Genomic DNA, 12164 nt, shown 5'->3' with positions numbered 1-12164 from the left:
AAGCTGAATTCGCTGCGACAGGTGGGTTCAACCCTTTCCGCGGACCCGGAAGCGACCTGCATCGCTGACCGGTATCCTAGGTGACGGCCGGCCGCGACGTCAACCGCGCCGCGCCCTGCGGCGGCGACACTCAGCCGGCGAGCTGCTTCGTCAGGAAAATGCGCGAATGTCCGACCGGATAATCCGGCAGCTCGCCGAAGCGGACATAGCCGCGTTTCTCGTAGAACGGCCGTGCCTGGAAGTCGAACGTGTCGAGCCACGCGCTGTGGCAGCCGCGCGCGACGGCCTCCGACTCGGCCAGATCCATGATGCGCGTGCCCGCGCCCTGGCCGCGCGCGGCCTCGGGCACCACGAGCAGGTCGACATGCAGCCAGCCGTACGCCGTGCTGCCCCACAGGCCACCCACCACCGCGCCTTCGCCATCGGTCACGACCACGGCCAGCGGACGCGCGTCGATCGGGCCCGCCTGGCTTTCGTTGAACCGGACGAGCGGCGCGACGATCTGCTTGCGCACGTTCGCGTCGCCCGCATCCGTCACCTCGTATGTGAACGTCATCGGTTGAATCCGCTTGAATCCTGAATGAGGAAGGGGCGACGCCGCACGCACCGCGTCAGACGACGTACGCGCCCTTCGCGTGCAGTTCCGCTTCCGTGCGCTCGAGCGCGGCGATCGCATCGCTGCCTTCGAGCGCCAGCAACTGCGCGACCAGCGCTTCGGCCATCGCATGCGCGGCCACCAGCGACGGGAAGAACGACGGGCTGTCGTGCGTGAAGATCAGTTGCGCATCCGCGTGCAGTGCGATCGGCGACACCGCGCTGTCGGTGATCGCGACGATCCGGCTGCCCTGCGCCTTCGCGGCCTGCGCGACGCGCGTCGCTTCCTGCGAATACGGCGCGAAACTGACGACGACGGTCACGCTCTGCTTCGCGATCGTGCGCAGCTCCATCTCGAGCGAACCGGCGACGCCATTGAGCAGCGACACGGTCGGACGGAACAGCCGGTAGCCGTACACGAAGCCGAACGCGACCGGATAACACGAGCGAAACCCCGCGACGTGCACGTGCGACGCCTTGCGGATCAGTTTCGCGGCATCGGCGAGCGCGTGCTCGTTCTGCGCGGCGGTGGCCGACAGGTTGTGTTGTTGCGCGGCGAGCAGGTCGTGCGCGAGCGACGCCTGCGCGTCGGGCCGCACGAGCGAGCGCGCCCGCTGCGTGAGCGGCTCGGGGCGCGTGCGCACGCGTGCCACGCACAGGTCGCGCAGCTCGTTCCAGCCGGGGAAACCGAATTGCTGCGCGAGCCGCACGAGCGAGGCGGGCTGCACCTGCGCGCGCTGGGCGACCTTGCGCATCGACGAAGTGGCGACTTCGTCGGGGTGATCGAGCAGGAAGGCAGCGCCCGCCTGGAATTGCGGGCTCAGCTCGGAAAATTGCGCCCGGATCCGGGACGCGAGTTCGTCGAAATTGGCGGCCATCTTGGTGGGAACGGGAACCGGTCGTTCATGGTATCACCGGCCCCGCGCGCACCGGTCAGCGCAGCACTTCGACGTGATCGGCGTCGACCTTCACGCTCCCCGACCATTTGCGCTCGAATTCGCCGGTCACCTTCACTTCGTTCTTGTCGCTGACGGGCTGGCCGGCCGCCCACAGCTTGTGGTCGATCTCGACACGGATCGTGCCGGTCGCATCGGCGAATTCGTAATCCTCGCCGCCGACATGCTTGACGATGCGGCCCTGCAGCTGCACGTGCTGGTCGTCCTTGCCGTTCGCAAGCAGTTCCTTCACGGTGGTCGTTGTCAGCGTGGACGGCCCCGTGTATTGCGCGTAGACGGCGGCGGGCAGCGTGGCGAGCGCAACCGTCAGGATTCTGGCCAGGTGTTTCATGATCGTGGTCCTCTTCTTCGATGTGACGCCGCGCCCCGTTGAACGCGACGGCGTCAGATTACGGACCGTAAGATTAAGCAAACCTGAAGGTCGCCCGGAAGCGGCGCGGTGCCGCATCGGACGCATGGGAGCGCCCGCCGCGCGCCGCCCACGTTTAAGCTGCGCCTAAGACACGGGCGCTTATCATGGGAACCCCGGGTGCCACGGCGCCCCGTTGAAGAGACACGAATTCATGCGCGTATTGCTCGTCGAGGACGATCCGCTGATCGGCAGCGGGCTCGAACAGGGCCTCAAACAGGAAGGCTTCGCGGTCGACTGGGTGAAGGACGGCGACGCCGCGTCGCTCGCGCTGCGCGCGACCGGCTACGGCCTGCTGCTGCTCGATCTCGGGCTGCCGAACCGCGACGGCCTGTCGGTGCTCGCCGCGCTGCGCCGCCGCGACGAAACCCTCCCCGCGATCATCATCACCGCGCGCGACGGCGTGCCCGACCGCATCGCGGGCCTCGACAGCGGCGCGGACGACTATCTCGTCAAGCCGTTCGAGCTCGACGAACTGCTCGCCCGGATCCGCGCCGTGACCCGCCGCCATGCGGGCCGCGCGCAAACGACGCTCGTGATCGGCCCACTGCGGCTCGACCCCGTCAAGCACCTCGTCTGGCTCAACGACGACGAAGTGCCGCTGTCGCCGAAGGAGTTCGTGCTGCTGCACGAGCTGATGCGCGACCCGGGCGCGGTGATCTCGCGCGAGCAGTTCGAGGAACGGCTGTACAGCTGGGGCGAGGAAATCGAGAGCAACGCCGTGCAGGTGCACATCCACAACCTGCGCAAGAAGCTCGGCCACGACATGATCCGCACGGTGCGCGGCGTCGGCTACCGGATCGGTGACGGCGCATGACGCGCATCCAACGGGCGATCGCGCGCTGGCGCAACACGTCGCTGCGGCGGCGCCTGCTGACGTGGCTGATGCCGGCCGCGTGCGTGATCGGCCTCGTCGCGAGCGCGGGCACCTACTGGGGCGCGCTGCGCGAACTCGACGACCTGCTCGACGACCAGATGCGCAGCATGTCGAAGCAGATCGTCGTCGGCCCGAACGGCGAGCTGTCGTTCAGCAACCACGGCAACGGCAAGCACGGCTTCGAAGCGAGCGACCCCGACGCGGTGCTGCTGCAGGTGTGGCGCAACGGCGCGCTCGTGTATTCGACCGACCGCGATTCGAAACTGCCGCCGCCCGAGCAGAAAGGCATCGCGAGCGTCGACGTCGACGGCCAGCCGTGGCGCACCTATGTGACCGAGCGCGGCGGCACGACGATCCGGCTCGCGCAGGCACGCCACGCGCGATGGGAAGCGATCGCGGGCATCGCCGTGCACCTGCTGTGGCCGGTGTTCTCGATGCTGCCGCTGCTCGCGATCGGCCTGTGGTTCGGCATCGGCGCGGGGCTGCGGCCGCTGCGCACGATCGCATCCGGCCTCAAACGCAGGAATGCGAACAATCTGGAGCCGGTCGACGTCGGCTCGATGCCGAACGAAGTCCGGCCGCTCGCCGAAGCGATCAACGACCTGCTCGCGCGCCTCGACCGCTCGTTCACGCTGCAGCGCCACTTCATCGCCGATGCCGCGCACGAATTGCGCACGCCGATCATGGGGCTGTCGATCCAGTCGCAGCTGCTGCGGCGCGCGGCGACCGCCGAGGAACGCGAGCACATCCTCGCGCAGATCCAGGCGGGCACGACACGCCTCGGTCACCTCGCCGAGCAGTTGCTGACGCTCGCGCGCCTCGAGCCCGACGCGCAGGCGGCCGCTTCCGCATCGGCGCCCGTCGATCTCGCCGCGCTGTGCCGGTCGGTGGTATCGGATCGCACGCGCGTCGCCGACGCGCACCGGATCGATCTCGGCGCGATCGTGTCGACGCCGGTGATGACGTCGGGCAATGCGGACACGTTGCGCGTGCTGCTGAACAACCTCGTCGACAACGCGATCCGCTATGCGGGCGACGGTGCGCGCGTCGATGTGTCGGCACGCATCGACGGCACGACGCCCGTGCTCGAAGTCGCCGACGACGGCCCCGGGATCCCGGAAGCCGAACGCAACGACGTGTGGGAGCGCTTCTATCGCGGCGAAGGCGCGCAGGCCGTCACGTCGTCGGGCAGCGGGCTCGGGCTGTCGATCGTCAAGCGGATCGCCGAACAGCATCGCGCGACGGTCGCGCTCGGCACCACGCAAGGCGGACGCGGGCTGACCGTCACGGTGCGCTTTCCGCAGCCGGCCTGACGCGCGGGCGACGCGCGATGCACGGCTTTTCCACAGATTGTGTTGGCAAGCTTGTGGACAACCTTCCATTAACGACACCAAGCCATTGATCGGAAAGGGTTTGCCGGTCGTGCGCGGCAAATGCGCCCGGCCGGGTCAGCTCACCACCCGACTCAGTTGTCGTCGACGATTCGCTCGATCCGCAAGCCGGTCGAGGTTTCGAGGATGATCGCGTGCTGCGACACGTAGCAATAGCGACGCCCGCCGGATCGTCGCTCGGCCCGGGATGAGTCCGGCTCTCCTCGTGAACGGCGATGGTGCCGCCGCCGCTCGGATTCGCTCCGACTCGTTCGCCCATGTTCCTGACCGTTCTCACCGGTTCCTCTCCAGGGGCTTTCTTGTTGACCCGCGATCCGACGCCGCAATTGTTACCGGTGCCGGATCGCGTTGTCGGTTGCCCACCCGGTTTCGTTCAGCGACATCCATTCGTCTAATTGACAACCAGTTGTCCAATACGTAAAGTCGTTGTCCATTCATCCTGCGTATCGAACATGACGAAATCCGCGAAGTTGACCGCCGTCGCGCTGTCCGTATTCCGCTTGAACGGCCTGCTGGTCGAATGGGGCAACACCTTTGCCGGGCCGCACGGCCTGACCAGTGCACGCTGGCAGGTGCTGGGCGCCATCTCGCTGGCGCCGGAAGCCCCGAACATCCCACAGATCGCCGACGCGATGGGCATCACGCGGCAGGCGGTGCTGAAACAGATCAACGTGCTGACCGACGAAGGGCTGGTGGAATCGCTCCCCAATCCGGCACACAAGCGTTCCCCGTTGTACGCGCTGACGCCACGCGGCGAGGCGGCCTATCAGGCCGTGGTCGGGCAGTGGCAACAGCATGTCCGCAGCATCGCCGGCGACTTCAGTTCGGCTGACCTGGATGCGGCGATCCGCGTGCTGTCGGCGATGTCCCGCGCGCACGGCGCCGATGCACCGACGTGAGCGCGCAACCGCCCCCCACCCACAGGAGTTCCCATGCCTCATTTCAAGCCGATGGATCCGGCCTTTCCGATCCAGCAACAGATCGCCATCGATGCGGAGCCGGTCGTCCTCGTCAACGTATTCACGCTGGCCGCCGCCGACGAAGCGGACTTTCTCGCCGTGTGGAAGGACGACGCCGAATTCATGAAGCGGCAGCCCGGATTCATCTCGACCCAGTTGCATCGCGCGCTCGGCGACAGTCCGACTTACCTGAACTACGCGATCTGGGAATCGACTGAAGCATTTCGCGCGGCCTTCACGCATCCCGAGTTCGTCGCCAAGCTGTCGGCCTATCCGTCGTCCGCCGTCGCGAGCCCGCACCTGTTCCAGAAAGTCGGCGTGGCCGGTATCTGCACCGCGTGAGGGCACGCGGGAATCGCGGCAACGCGTGGCATTAGCCAGGGTGTTGCGCGTCGCTCGCGCCCCCGGACTTCTCCACAGAAAATGTTGGCAAGCTTGTGGATATCCTGCGCACCGCAACGCTAAGCCCTTGATCTGACGGACTTTGGCACGCGTGATGCAGACGAGGCCCCGGTGATGGCCATCGCACACACCGCTTCGCCGCACTTCGCATCACGACGCCACGACGCCGCACGCCGCAGTCGGTTCACACGCGCCCGCCATGCGCGGCGCCACTTACCCACAGATTTTGTTGGCAAGCTTGTGGATATCCTGCGCACGCCTGCGCTAACCCGTTGATCGGGCTACGGTTCATGCGCGGCGTCACGGTTGCGGCACCCTGCGGCCCGGGCCCGCGCGCAAGCGCACGATCCCGCGCAACAGCAGCACATCACCGTCGCCTTGACGCTCGCGCCCGCCACGCGTCAAGATCATGCGAGCCGCACGCGGCCGCGCATCATCGGCGTCGCGCGACGGCTCAACGGGCCGGCCGTTCCGCCGGTGCCGCACCACGACACCTCACTCCGAGGAAGACCATGGAACACTTCACCGCGTGGCAGCTGGTCGGCTCACTCGTGCTGGTCGCCGTCGTCATCTATCCGTACGTCCGCATCGTGCGGCGCACCGGGCATTCGGGCTGGTGGATCCTGACGATGTTCGTCCCGGTCCTGAACTTCATCATGTTGTGGGTGTTCGCGTTCGCGCGCTGGCCCACCGTCGACGATCGGCAGCCCTGATCGTCGCGACCGCGGCTGCCAGGCTTGTCCACAGATTGTGTTGGCAAGCATGTGGATAGCCTGCGCATACCGCAATCAAGCACTTGATCCGTAAGACTTTGTCCGCGCCGCCTCAAATGCGGCACGCGGCCGGGAAAGTGCCGCTCGCCCGCCCCTTCGCGACGTGACGAGCGCCTTCCGCGCGAGCGACCCGGCTTGTCCACAGATTGTGTTGGCAAGCGTGTGGATAGCCTGCGCATACCAAGGCCAAGCGCTTGATCCGAAAGACTTTGTCCGCGCCGCCTCAAATGCGGCACGGCGGCCCGCGCCACGCCGGATGCGGCCGCGCGCGGGCTTGTCCACACTTTTTGTTGGCAAGCATGTGGATATCCTGAGCATGCGTGACCTAAGTCGTTGATCGCACAACGTTTGATCACGCGGGTCACGGTTGCGGCACGGCATGCATGCGGATCGCGTCACGCACGGCGTGCCGCCCGCCTCAACCGAATGCCCGAACCACGATGCGTGCGACCGACGCGATCACGTCGTCCTTCGCGCGCGCATCGGCACGCGCCTGCGTGTAGTACACGGCCAGCGCGACCGACGCACCCGCCGGCGACCACACGACACCCGCGTCGTTGGTCGTCCCGTAGTCGCCGGTGCCCGTCTTGTCGCCGACCGTCCACCTGGCCGGCACGCCCGCACGGATCCGCTTGTCGCCGACCTTGTTGCCGCGCATCCACGCGACGAGCTGCGCACGCTGCGCGGCCGGCAGCGCCTCGCCGACCATCAGCACGCGCATGCTCGCGGCCATCGCGGCCGGCGTCGTCGTGTCGCGCGGGTCGCCCGGCAGCGCGGTATTCAGTTCGGTCTCCCATCGATCGAGCCGGAACGTGTCGTCGCCGATCGAGCGCGCATAGGCCGTCACCGCCGACGGGCCGCCGAGCAGCTTCATCAGCAGGTTCGCGGCCGAGTTGTCGCTGTACTGGATCGTGGCCTCGCACAGCGCGGCGACCGTCATGCCGTCGTCGACATGCTTGCCCGACACCGGCGAATAGTTGACGAGGTCGGCCTGGGTGTACATCACGCGCTGTTGCAGCAACGCCGGTCGATCGACGCTCTGCGCCAGCACCGCCGCGCTCAGCATCGCCTTGAACGTGCTGCAGAACGGGAAGCGCTCGTTCTGGCGATGTTCCACGCGCCGGCCGGTCGCGATGTCGATCGCGCACACGCCGAGGCGGCCGCCCGCGCTGCGTTCGAGCTCGGCCAGCATCTGCCCGGCGGCAGCGGGTGTCACGGCTGCGGCCGTTGCCTCGTCCGGCGCCGCGGTCTGCCGTGACGCGCATGCGGCGACGGTCAATGCGAGCGGCGCCGTCGCCGCGGCCAGCAACAGGGTTCGACGTTTCGATGAGTAGGTCATGTCGGTTGTCTCGTGGTGGAATGTGAGCGAAAGGATGTTGAACGCGCCCGGCCGGCGAGACAGCACTATCGGGACTTTACGGTTGCCTGACAAGCAACGATAATTGAGCGCTGACAAAAGAAATTCTTATGACCAAGCTCCGCCCTCATCTTCCGCTCAATGCGCTGCGCGCGTTCGAATCGTCGGCACGCCACCTGAACTTCACCCGCGCCGGCCTCGAGCTGAGCGTGACCCAGGCCGCGGTCAGCCAGCAGGTGCGCTCGCTGGAGGAGCGGCTCGGCTGCACGCTGTTCACACGGCTGCCGCGCGGCCTCGGGCTCACCGACGAGGGGCGCGCGCTGCTGCCGGTGCTCAGCGACGCGTTCAGCCGCATCGAGACCGTGCTCAAGCAGTTCGACGGCGGGCGCTTCCACGAGGTGCTGACGCTTGGTGTCGTCGGCACCTTTGCCCTAGGCTGGCTAATGCCGCGCTTGAAGCAGTTCGGCGATACGCATCCGTTCGTCGAGCTGCGGATGCGGACCAACAACAACGTCGTCGACCTGGCCGCCGAGGGCCTCGACTTCGCGATCCGCTTCGGGGAAGGCAACTGGCCGGCCACGCGCAACGAGCGCCTGCTCGACGCGCCGCTCACCGCGCTGTGCGCGCCGGACATCGCGCGGCGCCTCGCGCAACCGGCCGATCTCGCGAACGAAACGCTGCTGCGCTCGTACCGCACCGACGAATGGCACGGCTGGTTCGACGCCGCGCAGCTCGCGCCGTGGGCGGTCAACGGGCCCGTGTTCGATTCGTCGCGGCTGATGGTCGAGGCCGCGATGCAAGGCGCGGGCGTCGCGCTCGCGCCGGCGTGCATGTTCGCGCGCGAACTGCAGCTCGGCCTGCTCGTGCGGCCGCTCGACATCGACGTGCGCGCCGGCGGTTACTGGCTCACTTCGCTGAAGTCGAAACCGCTCACGCCGGCAATGACGCTCTTTCGCGACTGGATCGTGGCCGAGGCGGCCGCGACGGCGCAGGCCGAATGACACGGCCCGGCTTGTCCACAGAAAGTGTTGGCAAGGATGTGGATATCCTGGGTACCCGGGACCTAAGCCCTTGATCGCGCACGAATTAGCGCGCCGACGCAGACATCGGGCAGCCTCTGTTCACGGGCGTCGCGAGCCGGCCCCCGACGGCCCGATCCTCAACTGTCGCGACGCAATCGATTGCGAGTTATCCACAGAATATGTTGGCAAGCCTGTGGATATCCCTCAAATGCGGCGCGTAACATCCTGATACAAAAGGGGATTCAATATACGGACCTTGCGAGGTCAACCCTGTGGCAGCGCCGGCGCTTTCGCACGGCCCGCGCCGCACCCGGCGCGGGGGCCGGACGGTTCTCCACAGATTGTGTTGGCAAGCTTGTGGATATCCTGCGTACCGGCCACCTAACTCATTGAGCGCACGGGGTTTTGTGCTTCATCTACAGAATCGGGCAGCCCCGGCGCGGCCCGTGCGGCAGGCGCCGGGGCCGGGGCCATCCGGGCATCAATGCCGGTCGAGCCCGCCGCGCAATTCGCTCGCCTTGTCGCGCAACGCCTCGTAACCCGAACGCGCGTGCTCGGGCAGGTCGGGATCGCCGATCAGCGCGCCGAGCGTTTCGATCAGGCTGAACAGGATGCCCTTCGCCGCGCCGACCGCGATGCTCTGCGATTCGATCGACTTGTGCAGGTGGTCGACCGCCGCTTCCAGATTCTCGAGCTTGTGCTCGCTGTCGTCGGGCCGGTTGTCGGTCGTCATCGTCTACCTCCGCCATCGTTCAAGGGTCATGTCACGATTCTATGCCGCTGCGCGCGAACGTGGCGCGACATCGCGCAACGTTCTCGCCGCGCTAGGGCCTGTTCACGCTAATAACGGGCTTGCGCTGGCCACCAGAAGGGCCGAGCGCAAGGATTGCGACGAAGCGAATACTCGACGTATTCGCGAGGAGCATGACGCGGCGATCGGCCCTTCTGGGGGCCAGCCCCACGAATGATTTTTTCCAAACAGGGGAACGTGCCTTGCCGGCCGCATTGCGGCGTCGCGCGTCGCTTGTTTGGCTCGGCCAAACGGCGCTCCTTGCTTCTTGCACTGCAGCCGGCAAGGCACGTTCGCAAGCCCGTTATTAGCGTGAACAGGCCCTACAGCACCGCGACCACCTTCACGCGGCCCGGCTGCTCCGCCGCCGCGACGACCTGGCCGTCGACACGGCGGAACGTGAGCGACACGGTTTCGTCACCGACGCGCAACGCGTCGATCCGCAGCCAGTCGACGCCTTCCGGCAACGTCGGGCGCTCGACGCGCACCTCGTGGCGCGCTGCGTCGATGCTCACGCCGAGGCAGGCCTGCAGCATCATGAACGGCGCACCGGCCGCCCACGCCTGCGGCAGGCAGGCCACCGGATACGCGGTCGGCGGTTCGCCGCGCCGGCGCGGGAACCCGCAGAACAGTTCGGGCAGGCGCATCTCGAAGCTCACCGCCGCCTCGAACAGCGCGCGCAGCAGGTTCACCGCGGCGGTCTTGTCGCCGTAGCGCGCCAGCCCGCGCGCGATCAGCGCATTGTCGTGCGGCCACACCGAGCCGTTGTGATACGCCATCGGGTTGAAGCGCGGCTGGCCGGCCGCGAGCGTGCGGATGCCCCACCCCGTCTGGAACAGCGCCGAGCCGAGCACGCCGGCGACCGCCGCGCCGCGCTCGGCGTCGGGCAGACCGAACGCGAGCAGGTGGCCCGCGTTCGACGCGAACACGCGGCACAGGTCGCCATGACCATCGAGCGCGATGCCGTAGAAATCGCCTTCCGGCATCCAGAACAGCGCGTCGACCTGCTCGCGCAGCGTCTTCGCGCGCAACGCATAGCGGGTAGCATCGGCCGCGTGGCCGCGCCGGTGCGAGCACATCGACATCGCATCGAGCGCCGCGCACGCATACGCCTGCACCTCAACGAGCGCGATCGGCCCGTCCGGGAAACGGCCGTCGGCGTGGAACACCGAATCGTGGCTGTCCTTCCAGCCCTGGTTCGCGAGGCCGCGCTCCGACGTGCGCTGGTAATCGAGCAGTCCGTAAGGATTGCGGTCGCACTTGTCGATCACCCATTGCGCGGCACGCTCGAGCGCGGGCCACAGCTCGTCGATCAGCGCATCGTCGCCGGTGCGTTCGACGTAGGCACCCGCGAGCACGATGAACAGCGGCGTCGTATCGACCCCGCCGTAGTACAGCGCGAACGGCACCTCGCCGGTCGCGGCCATCTCGCTGCGGCGGAACTCGTGCATGATCTTGCCGGGCTCCGCGTCGCGGAATGCGGACGTCTCGCGCGCCTGGTGCTCGGCCAGGAAGCGCAGCACGCCGCGCGCGAGCGACGGCTGCAGCCACAGCATCTGCAGCGACGTGATCACCGCGTCGCGGCCGAACGGCGTCGAGAACCACGGAATGCCCGCATACGGGTACGGCCCCGTGTCGAGCTGCGTCGTGAGCAGCCCGAGATCCGCGAGCGAGCGGTCGAGCCACGCGTCGAACAGCGGATTGCCGGTGTTCACGCGCGCCATCGATTCGCGCCGCGCGCGCATCTCGCGGTGCACGCCGACGAGCGCGGTGCGCAGCGCGACGCGGCCGCATCCCGGCCCTTCCGCATGCGCGGGGCCGAGCGTCGCGTCGACGGTCAGGTAGATCGACACGCAGGCCTGCGCGGCGATCGTCAGCGTGTAATCGGCACGATCGACCGACAGCGCATCGGGCGCCGGCGAGAAATGCACGGTCACGTTGCGCTCGACGCTGTCGAGGCCGTCATAGCGCAGCCGCACCGCCCCCGCGTCGACGCGCGGCGCCACCACGGTGCCGCGCTTCGGGCGCTGTGTGCCGCGCACCTCGAACATGTCCTTGAAATCGGCCGCGAACGACAGCGACAGCGGCACCTCGGCTTCGCTCGCGCCGTAATTCGTCAGCGTCAGCGCTTCGTAAAGCACGTCGCCCGCGAGCACGCGCATCCGCTCGATGTGGATCACGCCCTCGGGCGTTTCGTGGCCGCCGAGCGGCGGCAGCGGCCGGTTCGTCAGGTGGGCGGTGAACGACGCGTTGTCGGCGCTCGTCGCGCCCGACAGCAGCGACGGCGCGCGACCGCCGAAGGTCAGGCGCCACTTCGACAGCACGCGCATGTCGTCGACGAACAGGCCGTCGTCGTGACCGCCGATGTCGCCGAGCGCGTCGCTGACCACGAACGCGTCGCCGGATTTCAGCACGTACTGGTTGTTGCGCGCCAGTGCCTGCGGATCGGCTTCAGGCGCGATGAAGGCGGGGCCCGTCGGTGCGATCGGGGCAACAGGCGCGACTTGCGGCGCCTGGGTCGTCGTGGCTTCAGCGTGATTCGGCATCGATGCTCCTGTGTCGGGTCCGCAACGCGCGGCGCGTCGCGTGTTTCGCACAGGATAGGACAGAACGGGGAACGTGCGCAGCGAGGAA

The 12164-nt window shown here is 67.7% G+C and carries 12 protein-coding genes; 6 read left to right on the top strand and 6 right to left on the bottom strand.

Features of this window, described 5'->3' with window-relative positions:
* Positions 1-130 precede the first annotated feature (130 nt).
* From CFB43_RS21410 to CFB43_RS21400, 3 genes are read right to left on the bottom strand one after another with little or no spacing between them, the layout of a single operon-like run.
* A complete protein-coding gene (locus CFB43_RS21410) occupies positions 131-556 on the bottom strand; it encodes a GNAT family N-acetyltransferase (RefSeq protein ID WP_089496464.1) in 426 nt (141 codons plus the stop codon).
* A gap of 55 nt (positions 557-611) precedes the next feature.
* Positions 612-1472 (bottom strand): MurR/RpiR family transcriptional regulator, encoded by an 861-nt coding sequence (locus CFB43_RS21405; protein ID WP_089426983.1) that lies wholly within the window; start codon positions 1470-1472, stop codon positions 612-614.
* A gap of 55 nt (positions 1473-1527) precedes the next feature.
* Positions 1528-1881, bottom strand: coding sequence for a YgiW/YdeI family stress tolerance OB fold protein (locus tag CFB43_RS21400; RefSeq protein WP_089462255.1), 354 nt, complete (start codon positions 1879-1881; stop codon positions 1528-1530).
* Positions 1882-2113: 232 nt separating this feature from the next.
* On the opposite strand from CFB43_RS21400, the gene CFB43_RS21395 reads away from it, so the two are divergent.
* The 5 genes from CFB43_RS21395 (at position 2114) to CFB43_RS21370 (ending at position 6301) form a co-directional block, all read left to right on the top strand.
* Entirely contained in the window at positions 2114-2776 is a 663-nt protein-coding gene (locus CFB43_RS21395) for a response regulator (protein WP_089426981.1), read from the top strand.
* Positions 2773-4149, top strand: a complete 1377-nt coding sequence (locus tag CFB43_RS21390; RefSeq protein ID WP_089496463.1) for an ATP-binding protein — start codon at positions 2773-2775, stop codon at positions 4147-4149. Before CFB43_RS21395 ends, CFB43_RS21390 begins: the two co-directional genes overlap by 4 nt.
* A 530-nt stretch (positions 4150-4679) precedes the next feature.
* Positions 4680-5126: a MarR family winged helix-turn-helix transcriptional regulator gene (locus CFB43_RS21385; RefSeq protein ID WP_089496462.1), complete on the top strand. Its 447-nt coding sequence runs from the start codon at positions 4680-4682 to the stop codon at positions 5124-5126.
* A 33-nt stretch (positions 5127-5159) separates the two neighbouring features.
* Complete coding sequence (locus tag CFB43_RS21380) at positions 5160-5528, top strand: antibiotic biosynthesis monooxygenase family protein (RefSeq protein ID WP_089441908.1); 369 nt, start codon at positions 5160-5162, stop codon at positions 5526-5528.
* 572 nt (positions 5529-6100) lie between these two features.
* Positions 6101-6301, top strand: coding sequence for a hypothetical protein (locus CFB43_RS21370; protein WP_089496460.1), 201 nt, complete (start codon positions 6101-6103; stop codon positions 6299-6301).
* 478 nt (positions 6302-6779) lie between these two features.
* Here the strand turns inward: CFB43_RS21370 and blaPEN-bcc are convergent, their stop codons facing one another.
* Positions 6780-7700 (bottom strand): PEN family class A beta-lactamase, Bcc-type, encoded by a 921-nt coding sequence (blaPEN-bcc, locus tag CFB43_RS21365; RefSeq protein ID WP_089496459.1) that lies wholly within the window; start codon positions 7698-7700, stop codon positions 6780-6782.
* Between the two features lie 128 nt (positions 7701-7828).
* Between blaPEN-bcc and penR the strand changes: the two genes are divergently transcribed.
* Positions 7829-8719, top strand: a complete 891-nt coding sequence (gene penR, locus CFB43_RS21360; protein ID WP_089433036.1) for a beta-lactamase transcriptional regulator PenR — start codon at positions 7829-7831, stop codon at positions 8717-8719.
* Positions 8720-9221: 502 nt separating this feature from the next.
* Here penR and CFB43_RS21355 read toward each other — a convergent pair.
* Positions 9222-9473 (bottom strand): hypothetical protein, encoded by a 252-nt coding sequence (locus tag CFB43_RS21355; RefSeq protein ID WP_011354368.1) that lies wholly within the window; start codon positions 9471-9473, stop codon positions 9222-9224.
* 380 nt (positions 9474-9853) lie between these two features.
* The gene (locus tag CFB43_RS21345) at positions 9854-12076 is read right to left on the bottom strand and encodes an amylo-alpha-1,6-glucosidase (protein ID WP_089496457.1); all 2223 of its coding nucleotides are present in this window, start codon (positions 12074-12076) and stop codon (positions 9854-9856) included.
* Positions 12077-12164: the final 88 nt, after the last annotated feature.

Origin of the sequence: Burkholderia sp. AU15512, assembly GCF_002223325.1 — a bacterium.
GTDB lineage: Bacteria > Pseudomonadota > Gammaproteobacteria > Burkholderiales > Burkholderiaceae > Burkholderia.
Note: the sequence above shows the minus strand (reverse complement) of the source record. Positions and strands in the feature narration are given on the sequence as shown.